The sequence below is a fragment of the Citrobacter sp. C13 genome (assembly GCF_014596815.2).
GTDB lineage: Bacteria > Pseudomonadota > Gammaproteobacteria > Enterobacterales > Enterobacteriaceae > Citrobacter > Citrobacter portucalensis.
Genome location: NZ_CP115024.1, coordinates 378,257 through 395,193, shown reverse-complemented (window position 1 = coordinate 395,193; position 16,937 = coordinate 378,257). Strand labels below are relative to the sequence as shown.

The following is a 16,937-nucleotide window of genomic DNA, read 5'->3' as shown; positions in this document are numbered from 1 at the left end:
GCAAACGGCCCGCACATTACATTATCATAATGATAAATTAACATAGTCTGAACATACGGCGCCTTATGATTGTTTTCTCATCGTTACAAATTCGTCGCGGCGTGCGCGTCTTGCTGGACAATGCCACGGCCACCATTAATCCAGGGCAGAAGGTTGGCCTGGTGGGTAAAAATGGCTGCGGTAAATCTACCCTGCTGGCATTGCTGAAAAATGAACTCAGCGCCGACGCTGGAGGATTTACCTATCCGGGAAACTGGCAGCTCGCGTGGGTGAATCAGGAAACGCCTGCGTTACCACAGCCCGCGCTGGAGTACGTCATTGACGGCGACCGCGAGTATCGTCAACTGGAAGCGCAGTTGAACGACGCTAACGAACGTAACGATGGACATGCCATTGCCACTGTCCATGGCAAGCTGGATGCCATCGACGCCTGGACTGTGCGCTCACGCGCCGCCAGCCTGCTGCATGGCCTCGGCTTCTCCAACGAACAGCTTGAGCGCCCGGTCAGCGACTTCTCCGGTGGCTGGCGTATGCGTCTCAACCTGGCCCAGGCGCTGATTTGCCGTTCAGACCTACTGCTGCTCGATGAACCCACCAACCACCTCGATCTCGACGCGGTGATCTGGCTGGAAAGATGGCTGAAAAGCTATCAGGGTACGCTGATTTTGATCTCCCACGATCGCGACTTCCTCGATCCGGTTGTAGATAAAATTATTCATATCGAACAGCAAACCATGTTCGAGTACACCGGCAACTACAGCGCGTTTGAAATCCAGCGTGCGACGCGCCTCGCACAGCAACAGGCAATGTACGAAAGCCAGCAGGAGCGCGTGGCGCATCTGCAAAGCTATATCGATCGTTTCCGCGCTAAAGCAACGAAAGCGAAGCAGGCACAGAGCCGTATCAAAATGCTGGAACGCATGGAGCTGATTGCCCCAGCGCACGTGGACAACCCGTTCCACTTCAGCTTCCGTGAGCCGGAAAGCCTGCCAAACCCGCTGCTGAAGATGGAAAAGGTCAGCGCTGGCTACGGCGATCGCGTCATTCTCGATTCGATCAAACTGAATCTGGTGCCGGGTTCCCGCATCGGCCTGCTCGGTCGCAACGGCGCGGGTAAATCGACGCTGATTAAGCTGCTGGCCGGCGAACTGGCCCCTATCAGCGGCGAGATTGGCCTGGCGAAAGGCATCAAGCTGGGGTACTTCGCGCAGCACCAGCTGGAGTTTTTACGCGCCGATGAATCACCCATTCAGCATCTGGCACGCATGGCACCGCAGGAACTGGAGCAGAAACTGCGTGACTACCTGGGTGGATTCGGCTTCCAGGGCGATAAAGTCAGCGAAGAGACACGCCGCTTCTCCGGTGGCGAAAAAGCGCGTCTGGTGCTGGCGTTGATCGTCTGGCAGCGCCCTAACCTACTGCTGCTCGATGAACCGACCAACCACCTGGACTTGGATATGCGTCAGGCGCTGACCGAGGCGCTGATCGATTTTGAAGGCGCGCTGGTTGTCGTCTCGCACGACCGTCACCTGATCCGCTCCACCACCGACGACCTCTATCTGGTACACGACAAGAAAGTCGAGCCGTTTGATGGCGATCTGGAGGATTATCAGCAGTGGCTGAGCGATGTCCAGAAACAGGAAAACCAGGGCGACGAACCGGCGAAAGAGAGCGTTAACAGCGCCCAGGCGCGTAAAGACCAGAAGCGCCGCGAAGCGGAACTGCGCTCCCTGACGCAGCCGCTGCGTAAAGAGATTACCCGTCTGGAAAAAGAGATGGAGAAACTGCACGCACAGCTGGCGCAGGCGGAAGAAAAACTCGGCGACAGCGAACTGTACGACCAAAGTCGCAAAGCCGAACTTACCGCCTGTTTGCAGCAGCAGGCCAGTGCGAAATCCGGGCTGGAAGAGTGTGAAATGGCCTGGCTGGAGGCTCAGGAGCAGCTTGAGCAAATGCTCGCCGAGTAGTCATGATTGCCGGAGAAGGCGAAGCTGCCATCCGGCGCCAGAGCCGAAAATGCCTGATGAGGACGCTCGCGCGTCTTATCAGGCCTACGTTTCGTTGACGTAGTTGTGACCCAATCTCGCGTAACCTGCTGACTGACTAGCGACAAAATCACATATTGGCTAACCCGCACGCGCTGTGCGCGGTATAGTTACTCTTTCCGATTATTAATTGCTCCGGTGTTATGGTTGAAATCACGTCCACAGAAATGACCCCACCTACCGACGATTCGCGAGAATTCCGCCCGATGCGCGGTATCAGTAACCGCCATCTGCAGACGATGCTGCCGCGTTTAATTCGCCGCAAGGTGAAGTTCGACGCCCACTGGCAGCGTCTGGAATTGCCCGACGGTGATTTCGTCGATCTGGCGTGGAGCGAAGATCCGCAACAGGCGAAACACAAACCGCGCCTGGTGGTTTTTCACGGTCTGGAAGGCAGTCTAAACAGCCCCTACGCACATGGCCTGATTGAAGCAGCACAAAAGCGCGGCTGGCTGGGCGTGGTAATGCATTTTCGCGGCTGCAGCGGCGAACCCAATCGTCTGAACCGCATTTATCACTCGGGCGAAACAGAAGATGGCACCTGGTTTTTACACTGGCTGGAGCGTGAGTTCGGTCGCGTACCGACCGCGGCGGTAGGTTATTCACTCGGTGGAAACATGCTGGCTTGCCTGCTGGCAAAAGAAGGCAACGATATTCCGATAGATGCGGCGGTTATCGTTTCTGCACCTTTCGTGCTCGAAGCCTGTAGCTACCATATGGACAAGGGCTTCTCCCGGGTCTACCAGCGCTACCTGCTCAATCTGTTGAAAGCCAATGCCTCACGTAAGCTTGAAGCTTATCCAGGTTCGCTGCCGGTGAGTCTGGCCCAGTTGAAATCTTTACGCCGCATTCGCGATTTTGACGATCTAATCACCGCCAAAATCCACGGTTTCGCCGATGCTATAGACTATTACCGCCAGTGCAGCGCCATGCCGTTGCTCAATCGGATCGCCAAACCAACGCTGATTATCCATGCGAAAGACGATCCGTTTATGGATCATCATGTGATCCCGAAACCGGAAAATCTGCCCTCACAGGTGGAGTACCAGCTTACTGAACACGGCGGCCACGTTGGATTTATAGGTGGCACGGTGCGCCGTCCTGAGATGTGGCTGGAATCAAGAATTCCGGACTGGCTGACAACGTATCTGGAGGCATCATCATGATTATCCCATGGCAAGATATCTCCCCGGACGCGCTGGACAATTTGATTGAAAGCTTTGTCTTGCGCGAAGGCACCGATTATGGTGAACATGAACGCTCGCTCGAACAAAAAGTCGCCGACGTCAAACGCCAACTACAATCAGGTGAAGCCGTGCTGGTGTGGTCCGAACTGCATGAAACGGTCAACATTATGCCGAGGAAGCAGATTCACGAGTAATCCGTAGCCGCCGGCCGACTTTACTATAATTACAACCATTTCATGGAGTTGTTATGTCTGCCAAACATCCGGTGATTGCGGTAACAGGATCCAGCGGCGCGGGGACCACTACCACCAGCCTCGCGTTTCGTAAAATTTTCGCGCAGTTAAATCTGCGCGCCGCCGAGGTGGAAGGTGACAGTTTTCATCGCTATACCCGTCCGGAAATGGATATGGCGATTCGCAAAGCACGCGATGCCGGACGGCATATCAGCTATTTTGGCCCCGAAGCTAATGACTTCGGCTTGCTGGAACAAACCTTCATCGAATACGGTCAGACGGGCAAAGGCCAGTCGCGAAAATATCTGCACACTTACGATGAGGCCGTACCATGGAACCAGGTTCCGGGGACATTCACGCCCTGGCAGCCGCTGCCTGAACCGACGGATGTACTGTTCTACGAAGGGCTGCACGGTGGTGTCGTCACCCCGCAGCAAAACGTGGCCCGGCATGTCGATCTGCTGGTTGGCGTGGTACCTATTGTAAACCTGGAATGGATCCAGAAGCTGACTCGCGATACCAGCGAGCGTGGCCATTCGCGTGAAGCGGTGATGGACTCGGTGGTGCGCTCAATGGACGATTACATCAATTACATCACGCCGCAGTTTTCCCGGACGCATATTAACTTCCAGCGCGTACCGACCGTCGATACCTCTAATCCCTTTGCCGCTAAGAGTATTCCGTCACTGGATGAAAGCTTTGTCGTGATTCATTTTCGTAACCTGGAAGGGATCGACTTCCCGTGGTTACTGGCCATGCTGCAGGGCTCATTCATTTCCCATATCAATACGTTAGTCGTACCGGGTGGCAAAATGGGTCTGGCGATGGAATTGATTATGCTGCCGCTGGTGCAGCGACTGATGGAAGGTAAGAAGATAGAGTGAGGTGTGGAAAGTGCCCGATGACGCTTCGCTTATCGGGCCTACGAATCAACATCATCCTGTAGGCCGGATAAGGCAACGCCGCCATCCGGCATCAGAGATTACGCAGCAACCACTTCATAGGAATGGGTAATATTCACTGCCTTTTCCAGCATCAACGCTACGGAGCAGTATTTTTCCGCTGAAAGATCGACGGCGCGGGAGACAGACGCATCTTTCAGATCGTTACCCGTTACGATGAAATGCAGGTTGATGTGGGTAAACAGGCGCGGCGCTTCATCACGACGCTCTGAAGTCAGTTTCACTTCGCAGTTGGTCACATCCTGACGACCCTTTTGCAGGATCGATACCACATCAATCGCGCTACAACCGCCAGCAGCCATTAATACCATTTCCATCGGGCTCGGCGCTTTATCACCGGAGTTACCGTCCATCAAAATTTGGTGACCAGAGGCGGACTCACCGAGGAAGGTTAACCCCTCAACCCACTTTACACGCGCTTGCATATTTCGTAACTCCAATGTTTCAATTTTCCTGACAGATTACGCGCACATAACAATTCTCGCAACGGAAGGCGACCTGCGTCATGCTGAAGCGAGACACCAGGAGACACACGGCGAAAGCTATGCTAAAACAGACGGGATGCTACAGTAATACATTGACGTACTGCATGTATGCAGAGGACATCACATTACAGGCTGCAGTATATTTTTGACAGCCCCTTTCCCAGGTAGCGGGAAGCATATTTTTGCAAACCCAGAGGCAGCGTCGTTTTCTGGCTCTGGAGACAGCTTATAACAGAGGATAACCGCGCATGGTGCTTGGCAAACCGCAAACAGACCCGACTCTCGAATGGTTCTTGTCTCATTGCCATATTCATAAGTACCCATCGAAGAGCACGCTGATTCACCAGGGTGAAAAAGCGGAAACGTTGTATTACATCGTTAAAGGCTCCGTGGCAGTGCTGATCAAAGATGAAGAAGGGAAAGAAATGATCCTTTCTTATCTGAATCAGGGCGATTTTATTGGTGAATTAGGCCTCTTCGAAGAAGGTCAGGAACGTAGCGCCTGGGTACGTGCCAAAACCGCATGTGAAGTCGCTGAAATTTCCTACAAAAAATTTCGCCAATTAATCCAGGTCAACCCGGATATTCTGATGCGCCTGTCTTCTCAGATGGCTCGTCGTCTGCAGGTCACGTCTGAAAAAGTGGGCAACCTTGCCTTCCTCGACGTAACCGGTCGTATCGCGCAGACTCTGCTGAATCTGGCGAAACAGCCTGATGCGATGACCCACCCGGACGGCATGCAGATTAAAATTACCCGTCAGGAAATCGGCCAGATCGTTGGCTGCTCCCGTGAGACCGTCGGTCGTATTCTGAAGATGCTGGAAGATCAGAACCTGATCTCCGCACACGGTAAGACCATCGTCGTCTACGGCACGCGTTAACCCCATCGAAGTGGCGCGTTACCCAGTAATGCGCCACTTTTGTTTACTCCGATGTGGCGAAGACTGATATACCACCCAGAGATCAACTACGCACTACGACAAACGCTGGTGCTATGTTTACCTGTGGCTGTTGGTCTGATCATCGGTCAGCTTCATTTGGGGCTTCTCTTTTCCCTCGTCCCTGCCTGCTGCAATATTGCCGGTCTTGATACTCCGCACAAGCGCTTTTTCAAACGCTTAGTCATTGGTGCATCGCTGTTTGCCGGGTGCAGTTTGATCATGCAGTTACTGCTTGCGCAAACTATACCGTTACCATTGATCCTCACCGGCCTGACGCTGATTCTTGGCGTAACCGCCGAGCTAAGCCCTTTGCATGCGCGATTACTGCCAGCCTCGCTTATCGCGGCGATTTTCACGCTCAGCCTGGCCGGGAATATGCCCGTCTGGGAGCCGCTGCTGATCTACGCGCTGGGCACGTTATGGTACGGCCTGTTCAACTGGTTCTGGTTCTGGATGTGGCGCGAGCAACCGCTCCGCGAATCGCTCAGCTTGCTGTACCGTGAATTAGCCGATTACTGTGAAGCCAAGTACAGCATGCTGACCCAGCATGCCGACCCAGAAAAAGCGCTGCCTCCCCTGCTGGTTCGCCAACAAAAGGCAGTGGATCTGATTACCCAGTGCTATCAGCAAATGCATATGCTGTCGGCGCATCACAACAACGAATACAAACGCCTGCTGCGTGCCTTTCAGGAGGCGCTGGATTTACAGGAACATATTTCCGTTAGCCTCCACCAGCCGGAAGAAGTGCAAAAACTGGTTGAGCGTAGCCACGCCGAACAGGTGATTCGCTGGAACGCGCGAACCGTCGCCGAACGCCTTCGGGTACTGGCCGATGATATTTTGTATCACCGCTTGCCAACCCGTTTCTCGATGGAAAAGCAGATTGGCACGCTGGAGAAAATCGCCAGGCAGCATCCGGACAATCCGGTGGGGCAATTTTGCTACTGGCACTTCAGCCGTATTGCCCGCGTGCTACGGACCCAGCGCCCGCTGTATGCCCGTGACTTAATGGCTGACAAGCAGCGTCGGTTGCCGCTGATCCCTGCCCTGAAAAACTACCTGTCGTTGAAATCCCCGGCGCTGCGCAATGCCGGACGCATCAGCGTTATGTTGAGTATCGCAAGCCTGATGGGCAGTGCCTTACACCTGCCAAAGCCTTACTGGATTTTGATGACGATCCTGTTTGTTACGCAAAATGGCTACGGGGCGACCCGGGTGCGCATCTTACACCGTTCCGTAGGTACGCTAGTTGGACTGGTTATTGCCGGCGTCACGTTGCACTTTCATATTCCCGAAGGTTTCACGCTGGCGGCCATGCTGCTGATCACCCTGGTGAGCTATCTGATCATCCGTAAAAACTACGGCTGGGCTACCGTCGGTTTTACGGTAACGGCGGTATACACCCTGCAACTGCTGACGCTGAACGGGGAAGAGTTTATCGTGCCGCGGTTTGTCGATACGGTCATTGGCTGCTTAATCGCCTTTGGCGGCACGCTCTGGCTGTGGCCACAGTGGCAGAGCGGTCTGCTGCGTAAGAACGCCCACGATGCGTTAGAAGCCGACCAGGAGGCCATTCGTCTGATCCTCAGCAACGATCCACAGGCCACGCCGCTGGCGTATCAGCGCATGCGCGTCAACCAGACGCAAAACACGCTGTTCAACTCGCTGAACCAGGCAATGCAGGAGCCAGGATTTAACTCGCACTACCTTGCAGACATGAAACTGTGGGTCACGCACAGCCAGTTCATCGTCGAACACATCAACGCGATGACCACGCTGGCAAGGGAACATACGATGCTGACGCCGGATTTGGCACAGCGGTATCTGGAGTCCTGTGAAATTGCGCTCCAGCGCTGTCAGCAACGGCTGGAATATGATGGGCCGGGAAGCTCGGGAGATGTGAATATTCTCGAAGCGCCAGAGATGCTGTCCCATGGTCCGTTAAGCACTCTTGAGCAGCATCTGCAGCGGGTTCTTGGGCACCTGAACACCATGCATACCATTTCGTCGGTAGCATGGCGTCAGCGACCGCACCACGGGATCTGGCTGAGCCGCCGACTGCGGGACATGAAGGGTTAAGCTCGACTGCCGGATGCGCTACGCTTATCCGGCCTACGAATCACAGCTTACCCTGTACGCCATCCGGCAATCAGCCCACCACTTTCGCTACCGCCTGCGCGAAGCGCTGCATCCCTTCATCGATATCCTCCTGCTCCACCACCAGCGACGGCGCGAAACGCATCACGTCCGGCCCGGCGTTCAGCACCATCACCCCTTCGTGCGCGGCGGCATAGAGGAAATCGCGCGCCCGGCCTTTAAACTGCGGCTTCAACTCGGCGCCAATCAGCAGCCCCATCCCGCGAATATCGCTGAAAATGTCGAACTGTTGATCAATCTTGTGCAAATGCTGGACAAACGTCTGACGTTTGGCCTGAATGCCTCCCAGCACTTCCGGCGTGTTGATGATATCAAACGCTGCCCCCGCTACCGCGCAGGCCAGCGGGTTACCGCCGTAAGTGGAGCCGTGCGAACCCACGTGGAACGCGGAGGCAATCTCTTGAGTGGTCAACACCGCGCTCACCGGGAAGCCGCCACCGAGCGCCTTCGCGCTGGTGAGGATATCCGGCGTCACGCCGTAGTGCATATAGGCAAACAAATCGCCGGTACGCCCCATCCCACTCTGCACTTCATCAAATACCAACAGTGCCTGGTGCTGGTCGCAGAGTTCACGTAAACCTTGCAGGAATTCCGGCGTTGCCGCAGTGACGCCGCCCTCACCCTGAATAGGCTCAACCACCACCGCGCAGGTGTGATCGTCCATCACCGCTTTGACCGCATGCAGATCGTTAAACGGGACATGGATGATATCCGCCGGTTTTGGTCCAAAGCCGTCGGAGTATTTCGGCTGCCCACCAACGGATACGGTAAACAGCGAACGGCCGTGAAACGCATTATGGAAGGCAATGATTTTGGTTTTGAACGGGCTATGACGCACGCAGGCATAGTGGCGCGCCAGCTTAAAGGCGGTTTCGTTGGCTTCAGTACCGGAGTTCATGAACAGCACGCGCTCGGCAAAGGTCGCATCAATGATTTTACGGCCTAAGCGCAACGCCGGTTCGTTGGTGAAAACGTTGCTGGTATGCCACAGGGTTTCGCCCTGAGTTTTTAACGCCTCAACCAATGCCGGATGGCAATGCCCTAACGCGGTCACTGCAATGCCGCCCGCGAAATCAACATACTCTTTGCCCTGTTGATCCCACACTCGACTCCCTTTTCCTTTTACCGGGATAAACTCAGCCGGTGCATAAATCGGCAGAATCACTTCATCGAATGTCGCGCGCGTAATTGCAGTTTGTTCAGTTGCCATGTCATTACCACCCTGTTAAGCAGAAACGCCAGTGAAATTATAATCACAAAATATGAATAAAAAATCACTGAATAGCAACTACAAATCAGCGATTGAGGAAATTAGCCAGTAGCTGATGCCCCTGTTCGCTGAGAATACTCTCCGGGTGAAACTGTACCCCTTCCATATCCCACTCGCGGTGACGAATGCCCATTATCTCCTGCGTTTCACTCCAGGCTGTTACCTCAAAGCACTCGGGAAGCGTCTCAGGGGCAACCACCAGAGAGTGGTAGCGCGTCACCGTTAATGGGTTAGCGAGTCCCTGAAAAACACCCTGCCCGGTATGGGTAATCGGCGAGGTTTTACCGTGCATCACTTTAGCCGCCCGAACTACGTTCGCGCCAAAGGCCTGCGCCATCGCCTGGTGACCAAGACAAACACCCAACAAGGGAAGCTTACCGGCGAAATGACGAATAACGTCCAGTGAGATACCGGCGTCATCCGGCGTGCATGGCCCAGGGGAAATCACGATTTTTTGCGGGTTCAGCGCATCGATTTGCGCCAGCGTCAGATCGTCGTTGCGCCGGACAAGGACATCAGCGCCCAGTTCGCAGAAGTATTGGTACAGGTTCCAGGTAAAAGAATCATAGTTATCAATAAGCAGGATCATGGCGGCTCCGGTACATAAGAACCGCGCTATTCTACTCAGTTTCCGGGGCTTCGCTTACCACTTTACGAAATATCGCCCGCAATGCAGACAGGTCACCCATCGCCCCGCTCTGATTAGCCTGATTCCACTCCTCAACCGGAATGCCATCCCAGCTCAGCATATACCCGGCATGAATCGCTAACTGTTCGAAGAAAATACGCTGCGCCAGGCCACTGCCAATGCGAAACGGATGCAGCACATTGATTTCACAATAATAGTGCGCAAGAAGATCGACAAACTTGTCTTCCGGCAATCCCACCAGCCAGGACTCATCTTCCAGGTCCTGCATCAGCGCATTGCCCTCTTTCTCGATATAGGCGAAATGGCAAAAGCGAGTATCGCCCTGGTAAATATCGACTTCGCGCAGGAGTCCCGCCCAGTCAAAAATATCCCGATACAGCTGGCGATGAATGGCGCACAGGTGCGGTAAGCCCCGTTTAAGCGGCCCCAATTCGATAGTCGCCGCACGCAGCGCTGTCAGTTCATAAGCCGCCTGCGCTAAACGCTGCGCCTGATGAATCCCCAGACGGTTACGCATGACATTCAGGCCCGGATATAAATACGGGTCGCGACCATCACCGAATTTATCGCTCATAGTGCCTCCTCAGCTCTTCAAGACGCGCCAGAGCGTCTTCAGCACTCAGAGTAACCCGCGGAATATCTACGCCTTCCAGCCGTCGGCTGGCCTGGAAATTGGCGTTTCGCCGTTGTTCCCACAGCCTGGACTTTTGTTTATCGGTGAGTTTTTTCACGTGACCTCCCTGAATGAGCCGACACTTGCCACAAGTATAAGCAGCAATTTAGGGTTACGCAGAGAGAGGGGTGAACGCGGGCAAGAACTACCCGCGCAAGATACGATTACGGCAGGACTTTAGCAGAAAGGATAACAATCGGTTTTGACGGGACATTCTGGTATGGACCGACATCATGGGTCTGTACCTGAGAGATCTTATCCGCGACATCCATACCTTTCACAACTTTACCAAAAACAGCGTAGCCAAAGTCGCGCTGGCCGTGATCGAGAAAAGCGTTATCTGCAATGTTGATAAAGAACTGGCTGGTCGCGCTGTCTTTATCCGCTGTACGCGCCATAGCAATCGTGCCGCGAGTGTTACGCAGTCCGTTATCGGCTTCATTCTTGATTGGCGGATTAGGTTTCTTCTGCTGCATCTGCTCGGTAAAACCGCCGCCCTGCACCATGAAGCCTGGGATCACACGGTGGAACGTGGTGTTGTTATAGAAACCACTGTTGACATAATCGACAAAGTTTTGCACTGAAACCGGGGCTTTCTGACTGTTCAGCTCCAGCTCAATGTTACCAGCAGAGGTTGTCAGCAGAACATGTGGATCACCTTTTGCTGCCAGTGCTGCGGGAGAGAGAGCAGAAAGAGCGAGAACAGCTGCAACAGCCGCCAGAGTCGATTTGAGCATGAGAATTCCTTAACAAGAGCAGAAATGAAGCAAGTGAATTGATTCTAAAGAGCCTTCAAGGACAAGGCCATCCCTTTACTTAATTTTACGTACCTGAAACAAATGTAACCTCATGGCTGCAAGTATCTATGTGATCAAGATCACATAGAAAAATGTAACGCACCAAGTTATTACCAATAAATATTTAAATGCGTCACTAAAGCGCCTAAAATCTGCCCGCTCACGGCGCAGTCAATGCGCCTTACACTTCTATACAGGCCAGTCATGACTAACAGCAATCGCATCAAGCTCACATGGATTAGCTTTCTCTCCTACGCCCTGACAGGTGCGTTGGTAATTGTCACCGGGATGGTGATGGGAAACATCGCAGATTACTTCCATTTGCCCGTTTCCAGCATGAGTAACACCTTCACCTTCCTGAATGCCGGCATTCTGATCTCTATCTTTCTGAATGCATGGTTAATGGAAATCGTGCCACTGAAAACCCAGTTGCGCTTCGGCTTTATCCTGATGGTACTGGCCGTTGCCGGACTGATGTTCAGCCATAGCCTGGCCTTGTTCTCCGCCGCCATGTTTGTATTGGGTCTGGTGAGCGGTATTACCATGTCGATTGGTACGTTCCTGGTAACTCAAATGTACGAAGGTCGCCAGCGCGGTTCCCGCCTGCTGTTTACTGACTCTTTCTTCAGCATGGCCGGCATGATTTTCCCGATGGTTGCCGCGTTCCTGTTAGCGCGCAGCATCGAATGGTATTGGGTCTATGCCTGCATCGGCCTCGTATACGTCGCCATTTTCCTGCTGACCTTCGGTTGTGAATTCCCGGCACTGGGTAAACACGCTCAGCAGTCAGACGCGCCGGTAGTAAAAGAAAAATGGGGGATTGGCGTGCTGTTTCTGGCGATCGCTGCACTGTGCTACATCCTCGGTCAGTTGGGTTTTATCTCCTGGGTCCCGGAGTACGCCAAAAGTCTGGGCATGAGCCTGAACGATGCGGGTAAACTGGTCAGCGACTTCTGGATGTCTTACATGGTTGGCATGTGGGCATTTAGCTTTATTCTGCGTTTCTTCGATTTGCAGCGCATCCTGACCGTACTGGCGGGTCTGGCTACCGTCCTGATGTATCTGTTTATCACCGGTACGCCAGAGCATATGCCGTGGTTTATTATGACGCTGGGCTTCTTCTCCAGCGCGATTTATACCACCATCATTACCCTTGGCTCCCAGCAGACGAAGGTCGCCTCACCCAAACTGGTTAACTTCGTTCTGACCTGCGGCACCATCGGCACTATGCTCACTTTCGTCGTCACCGGCCCTATCGTGGCACACAGCGGCCCGCAGGCGGCATTGCAAACGGCTAACGGCTTGTATGCGGTTGTATTCGTGATGTGCTTTACTCTTGGGTTTGTCACGCGTCATCGCCAGCATAACGCCCCAGCAGCGCATTAATCTCACTGCCGGATGGTATCCACATCATCCGGCATATTTTCTCCTCCTCTCTTCTTTCACTGGTCATGTAGGCCAATTCTTACAAAAACCCCTTAATTTGTACGCTATTTATACAAACACGAAAACCCAAATAATTCCGTCACTTATAAAAATGCTGACAAATCAGTTATATACCTCTTAAGGAGTATATAAGGGCGAATTTGATTTGTATCAATAAGCGCGGTTGCTGAATCGTTAAGGTAGGCAGTAATAGAAAAGAAATCGAGGCAAAAATGAGCAAAGTCAGACTCGCTATTATCGGTAATGGTATGGTCGGCCATCGCTTTATTGAGGATCTTCTTGATAAATCCGACGCTGCCAATTTTGATATTACCGTCTTCTGTGAAGAACCCCGCAAAGCGTACGACCGCGTACACCTGTCTTCCTACTTCTCCCACCACACCGCTGAAGAGCTTTCTCTGGTGCGTGAAGGATTCTACGAGAAGCACGGCGTTAAGGTGTTAGTGGGCGAGCGCGCAATTACCATTAACCGCCAGGAGAAGGTGATCCACTCCAGCGCAGGTCGTACGGTTTACTACGATAAGCTGATCATGGCGACGGGCTCTTACCCGTGGATCCCACCGATTAAAGGTTCGGAAACCCAGGACTGCTTCGTTTACCGCACCATCGAAGACCTCAACGCCATTGAGTCTTGCGCACGCCGCAGCAAACGCGGTGCCGTGGTCGGCGGTGGTCTGCTGGGCCTGGAAGCCGCCGGTGCGCTGAAAAGCCTCGGCGTTGAAACCCACGTGATTGAATTCGCCCCAATGCTGATGGCTGAACAGCTGGATCATATGGGTGGCGAGCAGTTACGTCGCAAAATTGAAAGCATGGGCGTGCGTGTGCACACCAGCAAAAACACCAAAGAGATCGTTCAGGAAGGCACCGAAGCGCGCAAAACCATGCGTTTTGCCGACGGTAGCGAACTGGAAGTCGATTTCATCGTCTTCTCTACCGGTATTCGTCCACGCGACAAACTGGCCACCCAGTGCGGTCTGGACGTCGCGCCACGCGGCGGTATCGTCATTAACGACACCTGCCAGACCTCTGACCCGGACATCTATGCTATCGGCGAATGCGCCAGCTGGAACAACCGCGTGTATGGTCTGGTCGCTCCAGGCTACAAAATGGCGCAGGTTGCCGTTGACCATATTCTCGAGACCGAAAACGCCTTTGAAGGCGCGGACCTGAGCGCCAAGCTGAAGCTGCTCGGCGTTGACGTCGGCGGTATTGGCGACGCGCATGCGCGCACGCCGGGCGCACGTAGCTATGTCTATCTCGACGAAAGCAAAGAAGTCTACAAACGCCTCATCGTTAGCGAAGATAACAAAACCCTGCTCGGCGCGGTTCTGGTGGGCGATACCAGCGATTACGGCAATCTGCTGCAACTGGTGCTGAACGCCATCGAGCTGCCGGAAAACCCGGATTCACTGATTCTGCCAGCACACGCGGGCAGCGGTAAGCCGTCTATCGGTGTCGATAAACTGCCGGATAGCGCGCAGATTTGCTCCTGCTTCGATGTCACCAAAGGCATGCTGATTGCCGCTATCAACAAAGGCTGTCATACCGTTGCGGCGCTGAAAGCGGAAACCAAAGCGGGTACCGGTTGCGGTGGGTGTATCCCACTGGTAACGCAGGTCCTGAACGCCGAACTGGCGAAACAGGGTATCGAAGTTAACAACAATCTGTGCGAACACTTCCCGTACTCACGTCAGGAACTGTTCCATCTCATCCGCGTAGAAGGCATCAAAACCTTCGAAGAGCTGCTGGCAAAACACGGGAAAGGCTACGGCTGCGAAGTGTGTAAACCGACCGTCGGTTCCCTGCTGGCTTCCTGCTGGAATGAGTACATCCTCAAACCACAGCACACGCCGTTGCAGGACACCAACGACAACTTCCTGGCGAACATCCAGAAAGACGGTACTTACTCCGTGATCCCGCGCTCTGCGGGTGGCGAAATTACCCCTGAAGGCCTGGTGGCTGTGGGCCGTATCGCGCGTGAGTTTAACCTGTACACCAAAATTACCGGTTCTCAGCGTATCGGTCTGTTCGGCGCGCAGAAAGATGACCTGCCGGAAATCTGGCGTCAGCTGATTGAAGCCGGTTTTGAAACCGGTCACGCGTATGCCAAAGCGCTGCGTATGGCGAAAACCTGCGTAGGCAGCACCTGGTGCCGTTACGGCGTCGGCGATAGCGTTGGCTTCGGCGTGGAGCTGGAAAATCGCTACAAAGGCATCCGTACCCCGCACAAAATGAAATTCGGCGTCTCCGGCTGTACCCGTGAATGTGCGGAAGCTCAGGGCAAAGACGTGGGTATCATCGCCACTGAGAAAGGCTGGAACCTGTACGTTTGCGGTAACGGCGGGATGAAACCTCGTCATGCGGACCTGCTGGCCGCGGATATCGATCGCGAAACTCTGCTCAAGTACCTTGACCGTTTCATGATGTTCTACATCCGTACCGCTGACAAACTGACCCGTACCGCACCGTGGTTAGACAATCTGGAAGGCGGTATCGAGTATCTGAAGTCCGTCATCATCGACGACAAGCTGGGCCTGAACCAGCACCTGGAAGAAGAGATGGCTCGTCTGCGTGAAGCAGTGGTGTGTGAGTGGACAGAAACCGTTAACACCCCATCCGCGCAGGTTCGCTTCAAACACTTTATCAACAGCGAAAAACGCGATCCGAATGTCCAGGTTGTGCCTGAACGTGAACAACATCGTCCGGCCACGCCTTATGAGCGTATCCCGGTGACTCTGGTGGAGGAAAACGCATGAGCCAGTGGAAAAACATCTGCAAAATCGATGACATTCTGCCTGCAACAGGCGTCTGCGCCCTGTTAGGTAACGAGCAGGTTGCGATTTTCCGCCCGTATCACAGCGACCAGGTGTTTGCGATCAGCAACATCGACCCGTTCTTTGAGTCCAGCGTGCTTTCTCGTGGGCTGATTGCTGAACATCAGGGCGAATTGTGGGTTGCCAGCCCGCTGAAAAAGCAGCGTTTTCGCTTAAGCGACGGTTTGTGCATGGAAGACGAACAGTTCTCCGTGAAACATTACGAAGCGCGAGTGAAAGACGGCACGGTGCAACTGCGCGGTTAATAAATTTTTGGGAGGCGCAACGCCTCCCCTTTTTTGACGTATTTGTAGGTCTTTTATTAGTAGGCCTGATAAGCGTAGCGCCATCAGGCAATTGCACAAGCACATTGCCGGATGGCGGCATAAATGCCTTATCCGGCCTACGGTTACGATTTCTTTTTATTGTTTGTACTTCAAGGATAATCAACACATGTTCACTGACACTATTAATAAGTGTGCGGCTAACGCTGCGCGCATCGCACGCCTGTCGGCTAATAACCCGCTCGGATTCTGGATCAGTTCGGCAATGGCGGGAGCCTATGTTGGTCTCGGCATCATTCTTATTTTCACCCTCGGTAATCTGCTCGACCCGTCCGTTCGTCCTCTGGTGATGGGTGCAACCTTTGGTATTGCCTTAACACTGGTCATTATTGCCGGTTCTGAACTGTTCACCGGACATACCATGTTCCTGACGCTCGGCGTCAAAGCGGGCACCATAAGTCACGGCCAGATGTGGGCAATCCTGCCAAAAACCTGGCTGGGTAACCTGGTCGGTTCCGTGTTTGTCGCTCTGCTTTACAGCTGGGGCGGCGGTAGCCTGCTGCCGGTCGATACCAGCATCGTCCATTCTGTTGCTCTGGCGAAAACCACCGCGCCTGCGATGGTGCTGTTCTTTAAAGGGGCACTGTGTAACTGGTTGGTTTGTCTGGCAATCTGGATGGCAATCCGTACCGAAGGCGCGGCAAAATTCCTCGCTATCTGGTGGTGTCTGCTGGCGTTTATTGCTTCCGGCTACGAGCACTCCGTTGCCAACATGACGCTGTTTGCCCTCTCCTGGTTCGGCCACCACAGCGAAGCCTATACCCTGTCAGGAATTGGTCATAACCTGCTGTGGGTGACACTCGGTAATACTTTGTCCGGTGTCGTATTCATGGGATTAGGTTATTGGTATGCTACGCCAAAATCGGAGCGTCCGGCTCCGGTAAAAATCAATCAAGCTGAAAATCTTGCCCAGTAGGCGTATTCGATGCAGGCAG

16 protein-coding genes are annotated in these 16,937 nt (G+C 53.7%); 10 read left to right on the top strand and 6 right to left on the bottom strand.

Annotated features, from left to right (window positions below; all coding sequences use genetic code 11):
* Window positions 1-65: 65 nt before the first annotated feature.
* The 4 genes from IB222_RS01835 (at window position 66) to IB222_RS01820 (ending at window position 4,349) form a co-directional block, all read left to right on the top strand.
* Window positions 66-1,967: an ABC transporter ATP-binding protein gene (locus tag IB222_RS01835; RefSeq protein ID WP_003827754.1), complete on the top strand. Its 1,902-nt coding sequence runs from the start codon at window positions 66-68 to the stop codon at window positions 1,965-1,967.
* Window positions 1,968-2,188: 221 nt separating this feature from the next.
* The gene (locus IB222_RS01830; RefSeq protein ID WP_003827753.1) at window positions 2,189-3,211 is read left to right on the top strand and encodes a hydrolase; all 1,023 of its coding nucleotides are present in this window, start codon (window positions 2,189-2,191) and stop codon (window positions 3,209-3,211) included.
* Complete coding sequence (locus tag IB222_RS01825; protein ID WP_003023615.1) at window positions 3,208-3,426, top strand: YheU family protein; 219 nt, start codon at window positions 3,208-3,210, stop codon at window positions 3,424-3,426. The genes IB222_RS01830 and IB222_RS01825 overlap by 4 nt, the downstream gene beginning before the upstream one ends.
* A 53-nt stretch (window positions 3,427-3,479) precedes the next feature.
* Complete coding sequence (locus IB222_RS01820; RefSeq protein WP_003827751.1) at window positions 3,480-4,349, top strand: phosphoribulokinase; 870 nt, start codon at window positions 3,480-3,482, stop codon at window positions 4,347-4,349.
* A 98-nt stretch (window positions 4,350-4,447) separates the two neighbouring features.
* Here the strand turns inward: IB222_RS01820 and IB222_RS01815 are convergent, their stop codons facing one another.
* Window positions 4,448-4,852, bottom strand: coding sequence for an OsmC family protein (locus tag IB222_RS01815; RefSeq protein ID WP_043018552.1), 405 nt, complete (start codon window positions 4,850-4,852; stop codon window positions 4,448-4,450).
* Window positions 4,853-5,160: 308 nt separating this feature from the next.
* On the opposite strand from IB222_RS01815, the gene crp reads away from it, so the two are divergent.
* Complete coding sequence (crp, locus tag IB222_RS01810) at window positions 5,161-5,793, top strand: cAMP-activated global transcriptional regulator CRP (protein ID WP_000242758.1); 633 nt, start codon at window positions 5,161-5,163, stop codon at window positions 5,791-5,793.
* 51 nt (window positions 5,794-5,844) lie between these two features.
* Window positions 5,845-7,932 (top strand): YccS/YhfK family putative transporter, encoded by a 2,088-nt coding sequence (locus IB222_RS01805; protein ID WP_126319743.1) that lies wholly within the window; start codon window positions 5,845-5,847, stop codon window positions 7,930-7,932.
* Between the two features lie 70 nt (window positions 7,933-8,002).
* On the opposite strand, the gene IB222_RS01800 is transcribed toward IB222_RS01805, so the two are convergent.
* The 5 genes from IB222_RS01800 to ppiA form a co-directional block, all read right to left on the bottom strand.
* Window positions 8,003-9,220, bottom strand: coding sequence for an aspartate aminotransferase family protein (locus IB222_RS01800; RefSeq protein WP_149384426.1), 1,218 nt, complete (start codon window positions 9,218-9,220; stop codon window positions 8,003-8,005).
* Between the two features lie 85 nt (window positions 9,221-9,305).
* Complete coding sequence (pabA, locus tag IB222_RS01795; RefSeq protein ID WP_003827711.1) at window positions 9,306-9,869, bottom strand: aminodeoxychorismate synthase component 2; 564 nt, start codon at window positions 9,867-9,869, stop codon at window positions 9,306-9,308.
* Between the two features lie 31 nt (window positions 9,870-9,900).
* Window positions 9,901-10,503 (bottom strand): putative adenosine monophosphate-protein transferase Fic, encoded by a 603-nt coding sequence (locus tag IB222_RS01790; protein WP_149384425.1) that lies wholly within the window; start codon window positions 10,501-10,503, stop codon window positions 9,901-9,903.
* Window positions 10,493-10,660, bottom strand: coding sequence for a YhfG family protein (locus IB222_RS01785; protein ID WP_003827708.1), 168 nt, complete (start codon window positions 10,658-10,660; stop codon window positions 10,493-10,495). The genes IB222_RS01790 and IB222_RS01785 overlap by 11 nt, the downstream gene beginning before the upstream one ends.
* 106 nt (window positions 10,661-10,766) lie before the next feature.
* The gene (gene ppiA / locus IB222_RS01780) at window positions 10,767-11,339 is read right to left on the bottom strand and encodes a peptidylprolyl isomerase A (protein WP_003023595.1); all 573 of its coding nucleotides are present in this window, start codon (window positions 11,337-11,339) and stop codon (window positions 10,767-10,769) included.
* Between the two features lie 264 nt (window positions 11,340-11,603).
* Between ppiA and tsgA the strand changes: the two genes are divergently transcribed.
* The 4 genes from tsgA (at window position 11,604) to nirC (ending at window position 16,918) form a co-directional block, all read left to right on the top strand.
* On the top strand, window positions 11,604-12,785 hold the full coding sequence (tsgA, locus tag IB222_RS01775; RefSeq protein ID WP_149384424.1) for an MFS transporter TsgA: 1,182 nt from the start codon (window positions 11,604-11,606) through the stop codon (window positions 12,783-12,785).
* Between the two features lie 272 nt (window positions 12,786-13,057).
* On the top strand, window positions 13,058-15,601 hold the full coding sequence (gene nirB / locus IB222_RS01770) for an NADPH-nitrite reductase large subunit (protein ID WP_003827704.1): 2,544 nt from the start codon (window positions 13,058-13,060) through the stop codon (window positions 15,599-15,601).
* Window positions 15,598-15,924 (top strand): nitrite reductase small subunit NirD, encoded by a 327-nt coding sequence (gene nirD / locus IB222_RS01765; RefSeq protein ID WP_003023590.1) that lies wholly within the window; start codon window positions 15,598-15,600, stop codon window positions 15,922-15,924. The genes nirB and nirD overlap by 4 nt, the downstream gene beginning before the upstream one ends.
* 187 nt (window positions 15,925-16,111) lie before the next feature.
* Window positions 16,112-16,918 carry a nitrite transporter NirC gene (gene nirC, locus IB222_RS01760; RefSeq protein ID WP_003827698.1) on the top strand — a complete coding sequence of 269 codons (807 nt, stop codon included), beginning with the start codon at window positions 16,112-16,114 and terminating at the stop codon, window positions 16,916-16,918.
* Window positions 16,919-16,937: the final 19 nt, after the last annotated feature.